This window comes from Pararhizobium sp. O133 (assembly GCF_051669845.1).
Taxonomy (GTDB): Bacteria; Pseudomonadota; Alphaproteobacteria; order Rhizobiales; family Rhizobiaceae; genus Pararhizobium.
This window is the reverse complement of the sequence record NZ_CP196426.1, coordinates 2,778,042-2,796,119: the sequence shown is the minus strand read 5'-3', so window position 1 is coordinate 2,796,119 and position 18,078 is coordinate 2,778,042. Positions and strand designations below refer to the sequence as shown.

Sequence of the window (18,078 nt, the reverse complement as noted above, 5' to 3'; positions counted from 1 at the left end):
CGTCAGGCAAATCCCGAAAATCCGTAACCAGAGTTCGGGCGGGAGGAAAGCATGCGTACCGGCAATAAAACGAGCGCTTCGGCCTGTGCCGCCTGCGCGTCGGTACTGCTGATGTTTTTGGGGACGCCGGTGGAAGCCGGACCTCTGGCCCAGGCAGCCGCCAAGGCGGAGGCGATGGCCGCGGCCGGTGACACGGTTGGCGCGCACAATCTTCTGCGCTCCGCCACCAGTGAATTTTCCGCCAGACTGCCCTTCGCGATCGCCAAGGCGGTGTTCGTCAAGGCCAGCCCCGAAGGCTATGCGCGCTATGAGCTGCGCGATGGCTCGTCCTTCAAGCAGGGCGAGAAGCTGATCTCCTATATCGAACCGATCGGATTGAGCTGGAAACCCGCCCCCACCGGGGCCAAGAAGCAGTCGCACTTCTCCGTCGATATGGACATCCTCAGCATCACCGGCGAGCAACTCGCCAGCCAAAAGAAAATCGGCGAATATACTTTCGCCAGCCTGATCCCCAATCAGGAGATCTACGCCACGCTGACGACCGATGTCAGCGGGGGCGCGGCCGGCGATTATATCCTGCGGTTCCACTTCAACGACCTGAACAACGGCAAATCGACCAGTGTCGATCAGAAGTTCACGATCTCAGGCCCAGCCGCGCAGCCTTAAAGGCCAACGCCGCCCAGCCTTAAGCTTGCGCTGCGGCTTTCGCTGCCGCGATCGTCTCGATCATCGCCTTCACGTCCGCTTCCGCCGCATCGAGCAGCATTTCGTCGCGGGCGCGAATGACGAGGTCGGTCGAAAACGATTTGCCGTCGAATTTCGGATAGGAGCCGATGCTGGTCTGCGGATGCGCCTTTTGCACCTCACCCAGCGGCCCGCCGATATCGCCCTCACCGAAGGGCGAGCGGACAGTGCGCGATTTTACCGCCGTGCCGGTTTCGAGCTGCGGCAGCAGCACGTCGAGCATGGCCTGGAAGACCTGCGGCACGCCGGCCATCACATGGACGTTGCCGATGCTGAAACCCGGCGCCGTCGAGACCGCGTTCGGGATATGCCGCGCCCCGTTCGGCATGCGCGCCATGCGCCGGCGTGCTTCGGTGAATTCCATGCCGCGCCGCTCATACATGGCGGCCAGCAGTGTCATCGCGTCGGGATCATGGATGCACTCGACACCGAAGGCACGGGAAACCGCGTCAGCGGTAATGTCGTCATGCGTCGGCCCGATCCCGCCGGAGGTGAAGACATAGTCATAAGCGCCGCGCAGCGCGTTGAGCCCGGCGACGATCGCGAGCTCGTCGTCGGCGACGATGCGCACTTCCTTGAGGTCGATGCCGGCGATCGTCAGCATGTCGGCGAGATGGCCGATATTCTTGTCCTTGGTGCGTCCCGAAAGCAGTTCGTCGCCGATGGCGAGCATGGCGGCGGTGACGATTTTTTCAGTGGTCATTGCAAAGTCCTTGGTCTGCGACAGCATCGTTCAGTCAAAAATCCCGCTGTCTACTATTATCGAACAGTCTGTCGTGAGCTTCGGTTCGGACAGCGCCTTCCAGAACTGGTAAAACGCTCTCCAGAGGCAATCAAGCGACATTGCCGGATCAAGGAGAAGACGATGGCTAAGGTACTGGTGCTTTACTATTCCGCTTACGGACATATCGAAACGATGGCCTATGCCGTGGCCGAAGGTGCCAAGTCGGCAGGCGCTGACGTCACTGTCAAGCGCGTGCCGGAACTCGTTCCGGACGATGTCGCCAAGGCATCGCATTTCAAGATCGACCAGAAAGCCGAGATCGCCAAACCGAACGAACTGGCCGAATACGACGCGATCATCTTCGGTGCCGGCACCCGTTACGGCACCGTTGCCTCGCAGATGCGCAACTTCGTCGATCAGACCGGCGGCCTGTGGATGAACGGTGCGCTGGTCGGCAAGGTCGGCTCGGTCTTCACCTCGTCGGCCACCCAGCACGGCGGCCAGGAAACCACCATCCTCGGCTTCATCCCGACACTGATGCATCACGGCATGGTCGTCGTCGGCCTGCCCTATGCCTTCCAGGGCCAGATGGGCCTCGAGGAAATCAAGGGCGGTTCGCCTTATGGCGCTTCGACGATCACCGGTGGTGACGGCGCCCGCCAGCCGTCCGAGGTCGAAATCGAAGCCGCCCGCTACCAGGGCGCCCATGTCGCCAAGATCGCTGCCAAGCTCTCCGCATAAGGCGAGCGGGAGATATTTCGACAAACCGAGGGGCGGCTGCAAGGTCGCCCTTTCTGCTGCCTGCCACCCGTGACCGGCCGCAGCCACGCTGCGAACCTGGCAATGCATTCACAATTCTCGCGCGTTTCGTGTTAGGGTGCGTTGCCCGGACGAGAGACAAGGAAAATCAGCGACACGCATTCCGGCATCTGGAACGATTGTCACATATCGGCCGTTCCTGTCCGGTCACCGCAAGCCATGACGGCATTTGAATGCGGCGCGCTTTCAGGGAGCAGGAAATGACCAAAGTGGTGTATGCAATCGTTCAGCATGATGGCGGATGGGCCTATAAGCTCGCCGATGTTTTCTCCGAGACATTCCCAACTCGGGAGATGGCGCTGGCTGCGGCAAAGGCGGCGGCAGCCGAACAGCAGGTCGGCGGCGACGACGAGGAAATCAGCTTTCAGGACCAGAACGGCCACTGGCATTTCGAACACGCCGACGGCGGCGACCGCCCCGAGGCGGTCGTCGACGACCATTGAAGCGATCGCGACGGCGATCCTTTTTTGCCTTCCAGCGATAACCGCTTAGAAATGCAGTGCCCCTCTCCGGCGCCGAAGAGGGGCAAATTTGTTTCGTGATGAAAATGCCGAGTTTCCCTCCCTCGGCCCGTTGATTTAGGCCGGCTTAACCGGCAAGATCAATCGAAACCCTCTGTTAACCTTCACACGTAGGGTTAACCGCCGCACGCCGCCTTGTGAGCAGCGTCGACTTCAGGAAATGGCTTCCAGCAGCCCGGCCTGGCGAAACCATTCGTCAACGCTTGCCTGTACCGCTGCCTTGGCTTCGTCTAGCGTATCGGCGGACTGGAAGTCGTAGCGGACCGTGCCGTTGCATCCGGAGACCATCCATCTCCAGTTATGCTGGCCGTCATGCTGCAGGACGTAGGCGAGTTGGTTCTGACCCAGCATGCCGATATAGGAACGGTTTCGGATCGGCTTCCACGTCAATGGGACTTCTCGCAGCACTGCACTTGGCCTTCCTGTTTCATCACTCAAAATATAAGGCCGTCGCCCTCGACGCATAACCCTGTCGTTTGAGGGGTTTTTGCAAAACCGCGCTCATGGCCAACGATCGGTAAACCGCCGGACAGCCATCCGTTTTCCAAAACAGGCACTTGACGTGAACGCGCGAGTGTCTGAAAGGAAAAGAACGCGGACGTGGCGAAACTGGTAGACGCAAGAGACTTAAAATCTCTCGGAGAGATCCGTACGGGTTCGATCCCCGTCGTCCGCACCACTTCGCGAACCATCGGACGCCGCGTTCAACCGGAGCTTTGCACATGTCACTTCCCGAAAAAGCGTTTCCCGTATCCTGGGACCAGTTCCACCGCGACGCACGTGCGTTGGCATGGCGGCTTGCCGATAACGGCGGCACCTGGAAGGCGATCGTCTGCATCACCCGCGGCGGTCTTGTTCCTGCTGCCATCGTCTGTCGCGAATTGAACATCCGCTTGATCGAAACGGTCTGCGTCGCCTCGTATCATGACTATGATTCACAGGGTGAAATGTACGTACTGAAGGGCATTTCCGAGGAGTTGAAGGTCGATGGTGGCGAAGGTGTCCTGATCATAGACGACCTCACCGACACCGGCCGGACAGCTGCAGTGGTGCGGGCCATGCTGCCGAAGGCGCATTTCGCCGCTGTCTACGCCAAGCCGAAGGGCCGGCCGCAGGTCGATACCTTCGTCACGGAGGTCAGCCAGGACACCTGGATCTACTTCCCCTGGGACATGGGCTTTACCTATCAGGAACCGATCGCCAAGGGCGCGCGCGACTGATCACGCCGCCGCTGTCTCAATGTTACGGCCGTCGCGGCTTATTGATGAGCCGTCGTGAATATGGTCTGGTTTTCAACGCCCTGTGCCTGATAGATTGAACCATCTTCGCAGCGCTATGGCTGCGGCGACAAGAACCCGGAGCGGCTAGACATTCACTCAACCGGGTCCGAAGTGGGGATGGATGACGTGCTAAGAATTTTCGCTCCGACCCTCGTCGGCATCTGCATCTGGGCGCTCCAGACTTGTCCGTCTCTGGCAAGCGATGTCCATGTCGCACTGGTCACCGCCTATGTCGAGGCCAATGTCCGTGGCTGGATTGACGATCCCGCCATCATCGAGGGGATCAACGACCAGAACGAACTGCATGCGCACCTGACATCCTCCGATATCGAGACCATGGATGCGAACTGGAAAACCGAATTTTCCAGCAACACCCGGCCGCTGATCGATTCGATCATGAACAGCCCGCTGTCGAAATTCCTCAAGGAAAAGCAGGTGGCGTCCGGCGGGGTCATCACCGAAATCTTCGTCATCGACGCCAAGGGCCTGAGCATTGGCGAGAGCGAAGCCAGCTCCGACTACTGGCAGGGCGACGAGTTGAAATGGCAGAAGACTTATCTCGCCGGTCCCGGCGTGCTCTTCGTCGATCGACCGGAAAAAGACGAATCGACACAGATGCTGCAATCCCAGGCCAGCATGACCATTTCCGATCCGAAAACCGGCCAGCCGATCGGTGCGATCACCGTCGGCATCAATCTCGACGCACTATAGCGGCGAGGCTCATCGCCAGTCCTCGCAAACGAACTCCCGGCGCTGGCACAATGTACCAACACGCCGGGAGCCGTCACCGTCAAATCACGATGAAGTCGGAGGCTGTCAGGGACAGGCCTGTTGCCAGCGACGCGAATTTCACGGCGGTCGATGCGCTGCCCAATCCGTCGGCGTCGTAGAACAGCGAGCCGGTGTTGGAATTGTAGATGATCTTGTCATCCGCATCCCGCGGCGCCAGGAAATTGTCCTTGAAAAGCGTCGCGGCCAGCGTGCCGACCGTTGTCAGGGTGGTGAAGATCGCGTTTTCGAGCTTGATCGTATCATCAGTCACATTGAAGTCGAGGATCTTGTCGACATTGTTGGGGCCCAGCGCCGTGTTGAACACGAACGTGTCCTTGCCGCCAAGGCCCTTCAACGTATCGCTGCCGCCCTTGCCGTTCAGGATATTGTTGCCGGCATTGCCGGTGATGGCCTGGACGAATTCGTTGCCCGTGAGATCGATGCCGGATAGTCCCGCCGATCCGTTCGTCGTCATGATCTCGACGCGCACGCCGGCGCCGAGGGTATAATCGACGGCCGCCATCACCCGGTCCGCGGTGTCGCCAGCAACCGTTTCGACGATCGTCGTCGCCTTGGTATAGATCTGGTAGGTATCGTTGCCGGCCAGCCCCTTCAAAAGGTCGGCGGCGCCCGCACCGTCCCTCAGGATGTTCGCGCCATAATTGCCGGTAATCTCCTGATGGAGCGCATTGCCGGTCAGGTTGATCGCCGTGGTGGCCGTGGAGGACACCGTCGTCATCACTTCGATATCATCGTCGGCGGCCAGCACATAGCTTGCCCGCGCCGAGACCCGGTCGGCGGTGCCTTCGCCCGCGACCTCGTTGATGACATCGCCGGCATTGTCGACGATATAGTGATCGTTGCCGATCCCACCCGTCATCGTGTCGATTCCAATGCCGCCGTCCAGGCGGTCATTGCCGATGCCGCCATCGAGGGCGTCGGCGCCGGCGCCGCCGTTCAGGGTGTTGTCGCCCTGGTTGCCGACGAGCGTGTCGTTTCCGATGCCGCCTGTCGCGTTTTCGACCAGCGAGCGCAGATCGCCATTGTAGAGGAAGGCATTGTAGACATTGCCGCGCGCATACCCGCCGTTCGGGCCACCCCCGAGATAGGCGACCTGGTCTGTCGATAGGACTGAGGAATATCCGGGTCGCAGGTCGATACTGACATCGTTGGTATAGTTGGAAGCATCATAGGTGTCGTTCGTGCCGCCATTGTCCCAGATCGTCAGGAAGATGCGATTGTAGGCGCCGCCCGCCCCGTTGTTCGGCGCGCCCTGCCCGACCCCGTTGATGAACATTTCGCCGGTCGTCGACGACCAGGTATAAGTCGAATCGCCACCATCGAAATTGGCACCGTACATATATTGCAGGGCCGCGATATCGACCATCATGAAGCTCTGCGGATAGCCGCCCGCCTCATTGGTATAGCCCGTCGGTGATCCGCCCTCGTAGCTGATATAGGGCATGACCGTAAATTCGTGGTGATTGTATTCGACCGGGACCGGGATATTGGCAGGCCCGCCGCTTTCATGGCCGTGTTTCAGGCCGAGCGCATGGCCGAGTTCATGCAGGGTCGAGCGGTAGCCGGACGATCCGAGCGTTGCGGTGGCGTAGTTGTAACCGCTGGTCGGGCCGAACCACATATCGCCGCCGTAATAGGTGCTCGACGGATAATAGGCATAGGCGGAACCGCCCGCATCGGTGGAATAAGCCGCGCGCAGCGTCGAATCGGCACTGATGCCATTGTCCACGGTCTGGAGGGTCGTAAACCCATCAATGGAACGCCAGGTGTTTCCGTCGAGCGCCGAACGCAGGATCGCCTGCTGGCTCGCCGACAGTTGGCCAAAGCTTTCAGCCGGCGCACCGCCCGCATAGCCCGCTTCGTAATCCGAGGCTTCATCCGGAAAGCTGAAGGTGATCGATGTCAGGTTCCAGCGGACGCCGGAGAGAAGGCCGTCGATATAATTGACGCCGGAGGCAGCCACCGAGACGGTCGCGCCATCGAAGTTGCGAAGGTCTTCGGTCGCGGGTGCTTGGCGCACATCGCTCTCGAACGGCTGCAAAGGATCGAAATCGCCTTTTGCGATCGGCTGGAATGCCGGCAGATCGAAGCCATCGTAGAGAACACGGGTTTTCAACAGTTTGCTCATCGATAATCCCCCAAAATATGGTTTATGCAAAATACATCCACCGTCGATGCCAGTGGTAGGTGCACGGTGTCAAGCAACATGATCGATTGCATCGAAAATATTGCAACATAAAAAATGATTAAAATCTAAAATTAACTCGACCACAAAGGCGGTAGAATATTCGTCTGTCGATTTTAGTCGTTCCGCTAAAAATGCTTTTGAAAACATCGATCCGTAGGCATTGGCGAATTGAACCGCGAGATATCGGCGATTTAGTTGCGCAACGGCACAGATCATCCCATGTCAACCGTTGCGATCACCATGCTGAAATCGAACGCGAATCACAGTTATCCACGACCCACATTCGCAGTGGCTTGGCTATGGCGGAAGCTCGGGAGGGTTAATTCTCTACTGTTTTTCACCCGCAAAATTTCACTTTTTTCACATACCCCCGCGGCACGCCCTGAGGCCCCGCAAGCAAGCAACTGATTTTGCTCGATTTGCATGATGTCCCCGTTTTCCACAGACCGTACACACAACATCTGGTGTTCACAAATACGGCACAAACCAGCCCTTGACGGAATCGGGTCCGATACCGTTAATGGATTTCACGTTGCGGCGGCGGCGGGACCGGAAAGTTACGAGGCCGGTTCATTTCAGAAAAAATCGTCTGTGTATCAGGCGGCCCTGGTGGATGATCCGCCGGTCGCGATGGTTATTTTTTGTGATCTCCCCAGGCGCCAAACACGTCACAAAAAGCTGGCGTAAAGAAGCTGTTGATACTATATTTAGTGTTTGCAGCGAAAATCAGCACAAGATACAGGGTGACCCGAGACGGGTTTCCCACTCAGATCGGAAACTGGAACTGGCTGCGCGATCTCCCGTGCGGCCGGACTGGAACAATTGTGCCTTGAGCCTCCTTTGGCTCGGGCATGCGGCAAACAAAGGACAGGGACAGATGCAGATCGAACGTCGTTTCACCAAGGCAGGCCAGTCGGCCTATGCCGAGATTGAGTTCCGCAAGGCCATCAGCGAGATCAAGAATCCCGATGGCTCGATCGTCTTTCGCCTTGCCGATATCGACGTGCCCGCGCAGTTCAGCCAGGTCGCGGCCGACATTCTTGCCCAGAAATATTTCCGCAAGGCCGGTGTGCCTGCCCTCCTGAAAAAGGTCGAGGAAAATTCCGTTCCGTCCTGGCTGTGGCGCTCCGAGGCTGACCTTGCCGCCATGAAGGACCTGCCCAAGGAAGAGCAATACGGTTCCGAGACCGATGCCCGCCAGGTTTTCGATCGCCTGGCCGGCACCTGGACCTATTGGGGCTGGAAGGGCAACTACTTCAAGTCTGAAGACGACGCCCTCGCCTTCCGCGACGAACTCGCCTACATGCTCGCCACCCAGCGCGTCGCCCCGAATAGCCCACAGTGGTTCAACACCGGCCTGCACTGGGCCTATGGCATCGACGGCCCCGGCCAAGGCCATTTCTATGTCGACCCCTTCACCGGCAAGCTCGTCAAGTCGAAGTCGTCCTACGAGCATCCGCAGCCGCATGCCTGCTTCATCCAGTCCGTCGGCGACGACCTCGTCAACGAAGGCGGCATCATGGACCTGTGGGTGCGTGAAGCGCGCCTGTTCAAGTATGGCTCCGGCACCGGTTCCAACTTCTCCTATCTGCGCGGCGAAGGCGAACGCCTCTCGGGCGGCGGCAAGTCGTCGGGCCTGATGTCCTTCCTGAAGATCGGCGACCGTGCCGCCGGCGCCATCAAGTCGGGCGGCACCACCCGCCGCGCCGCCAAGATGGTCGTCGTCGATATCGATCACCCGGATATCGAGGACTACATCAACTGGAAGGTCAAGGAAGAGCAGAAGGTTGCGGCCCTCGTTACCGGCTCGAAGATCGTCGCCAAGCACCTGAAGGCGATCATGAAGGCCTGCGTCAACTGCACGGCCGACAACGACGCCTGCTATGACCCCAAGCAGAACCCTGCCCTGAAGCGCGAGATCAAGGCCGCCAAGCAGAGCCAGGTTCCGGAAAACTACGTCAAGCGCGTCATCCAGTTCGCCAAGCAGGGCTACAAGGATATCGAGTTCAAGACCTATGACACCGACTGGGATTCGGAAGCCTATCTCACCGTGTCGGGCCAGAACTCCAACAACTCGGTCTCGCTGAAGGATGACTTTTTGCGCGCCGTGGAGGCCGACGGGACCTGGAACCTCACCGCCCGCAAGGACGGCAAGGTGATGAAGACGCTGAAGGCCCGCGAGCTCTGGGAGCAGATTTCCCATGCCGCCTGGGCGTCGGCCGATCCGGGCCTGCACTTCAACACGACGATGAACGACTGGCACACCTCGCCGGCCGCCGGCTCCATCCGTGCCTCCAACCCCTGCTCGGAATACATGTTCCTCGACGACACGGCCTGCAACCTTGCCTCGCTGAACCTGCTCCAATTCAAGGATGCCGCCACCAAGAACATCGACATCGCCGATTACGAGCATGCCGTGCGCCTCTGGACGCTGGTTCTCGAAATCTCCGTGATGATGGCGCAGTTTCCGTCGCGGGAAATCGCCGAGCGTTCCTATGAATACCGCACGCTCGGCCTCGGCTATGCGAATATCGGCGGGCTGCTGATGTCGTCCGGCATTCCCTATGATTCGACCGAAGGCCGCGCCATTGCCGGCGCCCTGACCGCCATCATGACCGGCGTCTCCTATGCGACCTCGGCCGAAATCGCCGCCAAGCTTGGTCCGTTCCCGGGTTACAAGCCGAACCGCGAAAGCATGCTGCGCGTCATCCGCAACCATCGCCGCGCCGCCCATGGCGAAACCCAGGGCTACGAAAACCTGTCGGTCAACCCGGTGGCGCTGATCCATGCCGAATGCCCGGACCAGGATCTGGTCGCCCATGCGACGGCCGCCTGGGACAAGGCGCTGGAACTCGGCGAAAAGCACGGCTACCGCAACGCCCAGGTCTCCGTCATCGCGCCGACCGGCACGATCGGCCTCGTCATGGATTGCGACACGACCGGCATCGAGCCTGATTTCGCCCTCGTCAAGTTCAAGAAGCTCGCCGGCGGCGGTTACTTCAAGATCATCAACCGCGCTGTTCCGGAAGCCTTGCGCACGCTCGGCTATTCGGAAAGCCAGATCGCCGAGATCGAGGCCTATGCTGTCGGCCATGGTAACATCAACCAGGCGCCGGCGATCAACCCCGGTTCGCTGAAGGCCAAGGGTTTTACCGACGAGAAGATCGAAGCGATCAACGGTGCCACCAAGGCCGCCTTTGACATCAAGTTCGTCTTCAACCAGTGGACGCTCGGCCTCGACTTCCTGAAGGAAAAGCTCGGCGTCAGTGATGAGCAGCTGGCCGACATGAGCTTCAACCTGCTCGAGCATATCGGTTTCTCGAAGAAGGACATCGAAGCCGCCAACGTGCATGTCTGCGGCGCGATGACGCTGGAAGGCGCACCGTTCCTGAAGGCCGAGCACCTGCCCGTCTTCGATTGCGCCAACCCCTGCGGCAAGATCGGCAAGCGTTACCTGTCGGTCGAAAGCCATATCCGCATGATGGCGGCTGCCCAGCCGTTCATCTCGGGCGCGATCTCCAAGACCATCAACATGCCGAACGAGGCGACGGTCGAGGATTGCAAGGCCGCCTACATGCTGTCCTGGAAGCTGGCGCTGAAGGCCAACGCGCTCTATCGCGATGGCTCCAAGCTCTCCCAGCCGCTTAACGCCTCGCTGATTGAGGACGATGAGGACGAGGATGCGATGGAGGATTTCCTGGCAGCGCCCGCCGCCGCCCAGGCCGTCACCGTCACCGAAAAGATCATCGAACGGGTCGTCGAGCGGGTCACCCGCGAGCGTGAAAAGCTGCCGAACCGCCGCCAGGGCTATACCCAGAAGGCAATCGTCGGTGGCCACAAAGTCTACCTGCGCACCGGCGAATTCGGCGATGGCCGCCTCGGCGAGATCTTCATCGACATGCACAAGGAAGGGGCTGCCTTCCGTGCGATGATGAACAATTTCGCCATCGCCATTTCGCTCGGTCTCCAGTACGGCGTGCCGCTGGAAGAATATGTGGAGGCCTTCACCTTCACCAAGTTCGAGCCGGCCGGCATGGTTCAGGGCAATGATGCGATCAAGAACGCCACGTCGATCCTCGACTACGTGTTCCGCGAACTTGCCGTCTCCTACATCAACCGCCACGACCTGGCCCATGTCGATACGTCCGACTTCTCCAACACGGCGCTGGGCAAGGGTATCCAGGAAGGCAAGACCAACCTGCTCTCGACCGGCTGGACCCGCGGCCACAAGCCGACGCTCGTCACCGGTGGCCAGATTGACCGCGCTTCCGGCGACCCGAAGGGTGCGGCAACCGCAGCACCTGCCAAGGCCTCCAGCGGCGCCAACGTCACCGCCTTCTCTGGCAACGCCGCCCGCAAGCTCGAACCGGTCACCGCCGTCTCGACCTCGGAAATCGTCGCCTTCAAGCGCGACTACGAGGAACGCGCCGCCGAACTGGCCGAGGAAATCGCCGAGGACAACACGGTCGAGGCCGAACCCGACGTCACCGCCCTGTTCTCCGACAAGGCCGCCGCCGAAGCGGCAGCTGCCAAGTCGGACGCCAAGAAGCTCGAAGCCGAACGCCGCATCCGCTCGATTGCACAGGGCTACACGGGCAATATGTGCTCCGAGTGCCAGAATTTCACGATGGTGCGGAATGGGACGTGCGAGAAGTGCGACACGTGCGGTGCGACGAGTGGTTGCAGCTGAGTAAGTTGATATTATCACGATGATTGTCGCGTCCACTGAAACATCGCACAGGAGAAAGTTAGCTGGATTAATCCAGCTAAATCCTCGCCCAAAGACTTCAGACTACACTTTCAGGCGGCACAAATCCGCCTGAAAGTACTAGGCAGAACAAACCAAGAAACAATCGCATTGGTTGGAATCACCCTTAAACCGCCACCAACAACCACAGGGCTGAGCAATGACGGATGGAATTGAAACTTCCCAAGCCAAGCCATACCGCGTCCTCTGTATCGATGGCGGCGGCATGCGCGGAATTTACACCGCCGCCTTGTTGGACAAGCTTACCGGTTACTACGCACGCCTCCGAAACGTGGAAGCCCTGGATATTGGCAAGGGATTTGACCTCATCGCAGGAACGAGCACGGGAGCTATTCTCGGATGCGCTGCGGCCATTGGACGTCCAATGCCCTCCATCGTCGCGCTGTACGAACAGCATGGGGCTGCAATTTTTCCGCATCGCATCAAGGACGGTGTCTTGAGCCCCCTCTGGCGGGCTGTGGCAAGAGGCGGACGAATTGTGCGTGCCGGCGACGCCGCGCTGCAGTTGGCACTTCGAAACGAATTGCAAGATATCACAATGAAGCAGGTTCTCGATAAGCGAGGCATCAGCCTTTCAATCCCTGCTGTATCAATGGAAAAGCACCGGTCTTGGGTCTTCAAGAAGACGCCCAAGAGTGGTGTCCGAGATGACAATTATCGGCTGGCCGACGTTTGCCTTGCGTCTAGCGCGGCACCTATCTACCGGTCCCTCGCCGCGATACGCGATCCAGATACCGACTCAGATAACTTCCGCGTGTTTGCGGACGGCGGTCTGTGGGCGAACAACCCGGTACTTGTCGCCATGATCGACGCGCTTTCCTGCGCCGAACCGGATCAGCCGATCGAGATTTTCTCAATCGGAAACGTTTCGCGACCAGCAGGTTCGCAGATTCCGCCGAAGAAGGTTCACCGGTCCATGCTGTCATGGAAACTTGGTGCAGAGATTGGACCGCTGGCCATCGACGTACAAGAATTCGCGTATGACCAAATGGCGCGGTTCTTCGCGGGCCACATCTCAAAACTAGGCCGGTCAATCACGCACGTGCGCATTCCTCAGCAGGAGGCTGCGGCGACAATGCTTCAGTATCTCAGCTTGGACGAGTCGCGATCGGAGGCTCTGAAGGCACTGATCGCGCATGGATATGATGACGCCGACATGGTCAAGAGCCTTTGCGACCGTCCCGGCCATCCTGAGGGCCGGATGATCCACACACTTTTTAATGAAGTCCCACCCATGCCGAAGGCAGGTATTCCCAGAGAGGTATTTCAATGAAGAACTGTGATAGCCAGGTCCTGAAGTATCAGCGCGATATGGTGAAACTGTCGGACGATGATCGTCTGGATATCAAGGACAAGGCCGACACCAACCGTGAGCGCCTCAAAGGTGGTCTGCGAGCGGCCGAGAAACCAACGCCGATCGGGCTGCATACCCAAGGGTCGTATTCCATGAAGTCGATGATTCAGGAAGAGGATGGCGATTACGATATCGACGATGGTGTTTACTTCGAGAAGTCCCACCTCGTCGGCCCGAACGGAGGCCAGATGTCAGCTCTCGCGGTTCGCCAAATGGTGTGTGATGCCCTTCAGGACAGTCGTTTCAAGCGCTCACCGGAAGTCCGCAAGAACTGTGTCCGCGTCTACTACAACGATGGATACCACGTCGACGTGCCATCCTATCGCAAGATCGAAATCAAAGATCCCATCTCGGGCGAGCCAAAGGCTGCATGGGAATTGGCTGGCCCTGATTGGAAGCGTTCAGACGCTCGATCCGTTACAAAGTGGTTCAGGACGGCCAATAGCACCCGCTGCTCCGACGCGAGCAAAGACGGCAACCGAGGTCAGTTCGTGCGCGTGACCCGATTGATGAAAAAGTTTGCAAAAAGCCGAGCGTCTTGGAAATCCAAAACGACGTCGGGTTTCGCGATCTCACGCCTGGTCGAGGAGTGCTTTCTTGAGATCAGAGGTCGAAACGACCAAGCGTTTCGACGCCTGATGCAACAGATCCATGATCGCTTGGAAATCAACGACGAGATCGGTCATCCAACTTTGAATGACGAAAACATTGTCAGCTCGGGAAACGCCAAGGTCGAGTTCTTCAAAGATTGCCTGGCTGAAAACCTGGAGCATCTTGAAATCCTGGATAATCCCGACTGCACTCACGATCAGGCGATGAAGGCTTGGGACAGGGTATTCAACAGCGATTGGTTTAGAGCTCAGCCAAATCCCGATGTCGAGAAGATGCTCGACAATCGAATGAAGGGCGGTCCGTTTATTAAACAGGGAGAGACGCGGTACGCCAGTGAGAATGGCCGGTTCGCATAAGGGCCATCAATGTCATATGCGGCTCAGGAGATTGATGACTGGTTTCTATCTCTCGAAGAAGCCTTCGAGGGAAAGCTGCCTGATGATCATGCATTGATCCGTGTGTTTGGCGGACAGGGATGGCGTGTCAGGACGATGGGCGTCGGTCTGTTGGTGCTTGCGGACAAGGACTTTCCTTATTCAAAGCCTCAGGCATTTATCGAAAGCTACGACAGGGATCGTCCCCGGCCGCATATAGAGCCGATCCCGAGACTCGGCCAAATGGCACGGGTCTGCCTAAAGACGCCGAGCATCCCGGCCACCCCACTACTGGCCGTCCAGTCAGCCTTGCATGACGCACGGTCATTGTTACAGGCAAACGAGAACGGCGATGAAGACGAAGACTTCGAAAACGACTTCGGATCCTACTGGAACCACTATCTTCCCGAAGGCGCAAGGGCCGCTCGGCTCTCGGGTTTGTTGGGCATAGACAGGGGAACGGGCGCGTACTTTTACAGCACCAGCGACAGCTACTACTGCTTTTCAGACAAGCTGACCCTCAGGCGATACTCCGGCCACCTGTGGGGGTCATTCATCCGTGACCCACATCAATTCCCTATCGTCGAACTGCAGCGACTGCCGCGACCTGACAGGTATCCGCGCGACACTGAAACATTTCTGACCCTGCTGAAGCGGTATTCGATTGGCGGGTTGCAGGCGGTTGGCGAGTTGCTTCGAGCACGCCCCAAGCGATTGCCCGTAATTTTTTCTGGACTTGCGCCCAATGGTCGATCGTTCAAGGCAGCAGTTGAACTTGTAGTTAGGTCCGATGCCAAGGGTCGGCCGCCAGTGAAGGCGCGGGTGCAGTCGAAACTAGCTGACGAAGAGGTGATCAGGCTATATGACGTGTCTCCATTGGACACCAGAAACTTGGACTCGGCGCTGACCAGGCTCTCGGACAGCCGGCTTGCGAACGTGCGAAAAAAGATCGTTGTCGTTGGCTGCGGCGCGCTTGGTTCCGGCATCGCAATGATGCTTGCGAAGGCCGGGATTTCCCGTTTGGTACTTATCGATCCAGATTTGCTGGGGTGGGAAAATATCCGCCGCCACGAACTCGGAGCGGAGTTTGTCGGCGTCCCCAAAACGGTGGCCTTGAAAAGACGGATCGAGCGTTCCGTCCCAGAGGTGGAGGAGGTCGTGGCTATCGAGGCAAGTCTGCAGCAAGCTCTTCAAGCAAATCAAGACCTTCTGGCTGGTGCCGACCTCGTTATTGCGGCGACAGGCGACTGGGGGAGCGATGTATTTCTAAGCCAAGAAATGAGTGATCGCGGCTCTGAGTCGCCGATTATTTATACGTGGACCGAGGCATACGCACTTGCGACACACGCCGTGCTCATCTCGGGGAAAATCGATCAGTTTGTGGATGGGTTCGACGTTGTCGGTGCTTTCAAGGGGAAAACATCTCACGCCGACCGCCAAGCGCCACCTGAATGCGGGAACAACACCTCTCCATTCGGAGCTGTCGAAGTCGCTCAAGCTCAGGCGCTGGCGACCAAGCTTGCCCTCGAACTCCTGAGTGGACGGCACACTGACGCAGATCTATGGCGTACTTGGACAGCCGAACAATCGACGCTGGAAGACGCCGAAGGCAAATGGACGGACTACTGGCTCGAGAACCGTGGAGAGCCACCTTCGCTTGGGGGCGTATCGGAAGGCGCGTGGAAGTTTTGAGCGAGGAATATGTCTATAAATTCGGCGATCTCGCGGTAGAGCTAACTCCTGCTGCTCTCGCTACAATGCTTTCTCATCGCCAACGCGGTTTTTTCTCCAAGGAAGCCGGCGGTCAGTTGTTCGCCACACTGTCGCGGGATCGTTGGTGCATCGAAGTGGCCACTGGTCCTAGACGCGGAGACCGCCGCGGTCGGTTTCACTTCTGGCCAGATAGGAAGGCAGAACAAGAGGAAATCACCAGGTTCCACGAGCGAGGATTAGAATTTGTAGGGGATTGGCACACTCATCCAGAAAATTCGCCGACTCCGTCGAACGATGACATGACAAGTGTTGCCAACGTTGTGCGCGAATCTTTGCACAATCTTCCTGGTATCCTGATGTGCATTGTCGGGAGAAGAGACCCCCCCGATGGATTGTGGCTATCATATCATTGCGTGAATGGCGCAGTTCTGCGACCTGAAAGACCGAAACCGGAGCTCATCAGTTAATCCGGCGGGGTCGTGACAAAGCGAACCAAACGGACAAAGTTGAATGCATCCTGAGCTTAAATTTCAGTCGCTGCCCCCGGCAATCCAAAACGTCATCGCGCCCGACAAAATTTTGTTCTCTCACTTCTTCAACCGACGCGCATCAACGCTCTGGACGCATTCGAAGTCGCTCGAAAAGCATTTTGCAAACTTCAGCAGATTCATCGAGCAACGAGTCATCCAAACTTAACATGCGCTCGCATAAGTGGTGAATATGTTCACCGCAATAGTCAATAATGATCACCAACACTGATATTTACAACGCCTTGGGTACTCGTGGCGTGCAGAGATCAAACAAAAAAAGTCGCGGCGGACGGGCTAACCTCCAAGGGTACGACTTCGAGAATGAATTCGCAGCCTACACCATCCTCAATTGGCTTGACCGGTGCGCGAGTGGAGGATTTGATCCTTCGAAAGTAATTATAGGTTTCTAGGTTGCAGGATTTGTTGATGACCTTTACGTTCGTTTCCCAAAGGGAATCCTGGGCAGGGCGGTGACAAAGTCTACCAGTGAACGCCGGCATTTTGCCTGGCGGGGCGGAGTAAAATCCAGCCAGTGGTAGGCTGTCCTCTTTTTGAGGGCGGCCGGGGATGTTTGTCGTGGAGAGTTACGCCGCCGTTCGCCGGTTTGTTTTCGTTGAGGGTCACAGCCGCCGCGAGGCCTCTCGGGTCTTCGGTTTAAGCCGTGAGACGGTTTCGAAGATGTGCCGCTTTTCGCTTCCACCGGGCTATACGCGCACGAAGCCTGTAGGCAAGCCAAAGCTTGGAATGTTGCTGCCTGTCATCGATGAGATTCTGACGTCGGATCAGACCGGACCGGTAAAGCAGCGTCACAGCGCCAAGCGGATATTCGAACGGTAGCGTGACGAACATGGCTTTGGCGGTGGTTACACGGTGGTGAAGGACTATGTCCGGATTTGCCGATCTAAGGGTAGAGAGACGTTCGTTCCGCTATCGCATCCGCCGGGACATGCGCAGGTCGATTTCGGCGAGGCGATCGCCATCATCGGCGGCGTGCGCCAGAAGATACATTTCTTCTGCATGGACATACCGCAGTCGGACGCGTGCTTCGTAAAGGCCTATCCGCGAGAGACGACTGAGGCCTTCCTCGATGGACATGCAAGCTTGCGCCAAAAGAAACAACTGCCTCGCTTTCGCGAGGCAGCGGCTGTAACCTAAATTTATCACCTTAGCGCCCGTCTCTTTCAGCCATTTCTAGCGCCTCACCAATTGTTCGTGCGATCTCACGGTAGGGAGCCGTTCGGCGGAAAATGTCATCGAAATCCATTCGGTCGCGAGACTGCTTCGGCGGACGGTCGTCCCATCGTGCAATAATACCGTCAAGATCATCGAACGAGAGCTCCGTTCGCCGCTTCCTGTCCCAGCGCAACCTGCCCTGCTCGTCCTTGTACGGCACGGAGATGCGCTTGCCGACGTGATAATGGCCGAACATGTCCGGACCATTTTCAACGGAACTAACTTTTGCACGGCAGTTATTTCTGATGAGGGCTCGAAGCCCAAGAGCCATAACCTGCTCTTGCACTTTTTCCAGACGCTGGGGGTGCCGCGACACGATCGTCCCGATGATTTTTTCGATGGAGAATCGCTGTTCTCGCGACGATTCCTCAATGAGCCCTTCAAGGAATGAATGAAATTCTCGTAAGTCCAAACTGCTCATTCGGT

At 58.0% G+C, this 18,078-nt stretch carries 14 protein-coding genes, 1 tRNA gene and 1 pseudogene; 12 read left to right on the top strand and 4 right to left on the bottom strand.

Annotated features, from left to right (window positions below):
• Positions 1-51 precede the first annotated feature (51 nt).
• Positions 52-666: a hypothetical protein gene (locus ACST81_RS13295; protein WP_438748343.1), complete on the top strand. Its 615-nt coding sequence runs from the start codon at positions 52-54 to the stop codon at positions 664-666.
• 19 nt (positions 667-685) lie between these two features.
• Here ACST81_RS13295 and ACST81_RS13290 read toward each other — a convergent pair whose 3' ends face one another.
• Positions 686-1,447, bottom strand: a complete 762-nt coding sequence (locus ACST81_RS13290) for a competence/damage-inducible protein A (RefSeq protein WP_438748341.1) — start codon at positions 1,445-1,447, stop codon at positions 686-688.
• Between the two features lie 162 nt (positions 1,448-1,609).
• On the opposite strand from ACST81_RS13290, the gene wrbA reads away from it, so the two are divergent.
• Both wrbA and ACST81_RS13280 read left to right on the top strand, forming a co-directional pair.
• Positions 1,610-2,209, top strand: a complete 600-nt coding sequence (wrbA, locus tag ACST81_RS13285) for an NAD(P)H:quinone oxidoreductase (RefSeq protein WP_438748339.1) — start codon at positions 1,610-1,612, stop codon at positions 2,207-2,209.
• A gap of 278 nt (positions 2,210-2,487) precedes the next feature.
• On the top strand, positions 2,488-2,730 hold the full coding sequence (locus ACST81_RS13280) for a DUF2188 domain-containing protein (RefSeq protein WP_438748338.1): 243 nt from the start codon (positions 2,488-2,490) through the stop codon (positions 2,728-2,730).
• 231 nt (positions 2,731-2,961) lie between these two features.
• Here ACST81_RS13280 and ACST81_RS13275 read toward each other — a convergent pair whose 3' ends face one another.
• Positions 2,962-3,198 (bottom strand): hypothetical protein, encoded by a 237-nt coding sequence (locus ACST81_RS13275; RefSeq protein WP_438748336.1) that lies wholly within the window; start codon positions 3,196-3,198, stop codon positions 2,962-2,964.
• A 204-nt stretch (positions 3,199-3,402) separates the two neighbouring features.
• Between ACST81_RS13275 and ACST81_RS13270 the strand changes: the two genes are divergently transcribed.
• From ACST81_RS13270 to ACST81_RS13260, 3 genes are all read left to right on the top strand, one after another.
• A tRNA-Leu gene (locus tag ACST81_RS13270) sits at positions 3,403-3,487 on the top strand.
• 43 nt (positions 3,488-3,530) lie between these two features.
• Positions 3,531-4,028, top strand: coding sequence for a xanthine phosphoribosyltransferase (gpt, locus tag ACST81_RS13265; protein WP_438748335.1), 498 nt, complete (start codon positions 3,531-3,533; stop codon positions 4,026-4,028).
• Between the two features lie 186 nt (positions 4,029-4,214).
• Positions 4,215-4,799: a hypothetical protein gene (locus ACST81_RS13260; RefSeq protein ID WP_438748332.1), complete on the top strand. Its 585-nt coding sequence runs from the start codon at positions 4,215-4,217 to the stop codon at positions 4,797-4,799.
• A 79-nt stretch (positions 4,800-4,878) separates the two neighbouring features.
• On the opposite strand, the gene ACST81_RS13255 is transcribed toward ACST81_RS13260, so the two are convergent.
• On the bottom strand, positions 4,879-7,008 hold the full coding sequence (locus ACST81_RS13255) for a M10 family metallopeptidase (RefSeq protein WP_438748331.1): 2,130 nt from the start codon (positions 7,006-7,008) through the stop codon (positions 4,879-4,881).
• A gap of 937 nt (positions 7,009-7,945) precedes the next feature.
• Between ACST81_RS13255 and ACST81_RS13250 the strand changes: the two genes are divergently transcribed.
• From ACST81_RS13250 to ACST81_RS13225, 6 genes and pseudogenes are all read left to right on the top strand, one after another.
• Positions 7,946-11,758, top strand: a complete 3,813-nt coding sequence (locus ACST81_RS13250) for a vitamin B12-dependent ribonucleotide reductase (protein WP_438748329.1) — start codon at positions 7,946-7,948, stop codon at positions 11,756-11,758.
• Between the two features lie 217 nt (positions 11,759-11,975).
• Positions 11,976-13,109 carry a patatin-like phospholipase family protein gene (locus ACST81_RS13245; RefSeq protein WP_438748328.1) on the top strand — a complete coding sequence of 378 codons (1,134 nt, stop codon included), beginning with the start codon at positions 11,976-11,978 and terminating at the stop codon, positions 13,107-13,109.
• Positions 13,106-14,158 carry a cyclic GMP-AMP synthase DncV-like nucleotidyltransferase gene (locus ACST81_RS13240; RefSeq protein WP_438748327.1) on the top strand — a complete coding sequence of 351 codons (1,053 nt, stop codon included), beginning with the start codon at positions 13,106-13,108 and terminating at the stop codon, positions 14,156-14,158. The genes ACST81_RS13245 and ACST81_RS13240 overlap by 4 nt, the downstream gene beginning before the upstream one ends.
• A gap of 9 nt (positions 14,159-14,167) precedes the next feature.
• Positions 14,168-15,868 (top strand): ThiF family adenylyltransferase, encoded by a 1,701-nt coding sequence (locus ACST81_RS13235; protein WP_438748325.1) that lies wholly within the window; start codon positions 14,168-14,170, stop codon positions 15,866-15,868.
• Positions 15,790-16,356, top strand: coding sequence for a Mov34/MPN/PAD-1 family protein (locus tag ACST81_RS13230; protein ID WP_438748323.1), 567 nt, complete (start codon positions 15,790-15,792; stop codon positions 16,354-16,356). Before ACST81_RS13235 ends, ACST81_RS13230 begins: the two co-directional genes overlap by 79 nt.
• A gap of 630 nt (positions 16,357-16,986) precedes the next feature.
• Positions 16,987-17,520, top strand: a pseudogene (locus ACST81_RS13225) (IS21 family transposase); the annotation flags it as partial.
• 64 nt (positions 17,521-17,584) lie between these two features.
• Here the strand turns inward: ACST81_RS13225 and ACST81_RS13220 are convergent.
• Positions 17,585-18,073 (bottom strand): hypothetical protein, encoded by a 489-nt coding sequence (locus ACST81_RS13220; RefSeq protein ID WP_438748321.1) that lies wholly within the window; start codon positions 18,071-18,073, stop codon positions 17,585-17,587.
• Positions 18,074-18,078: the final 5 nt, after the last annotated feature.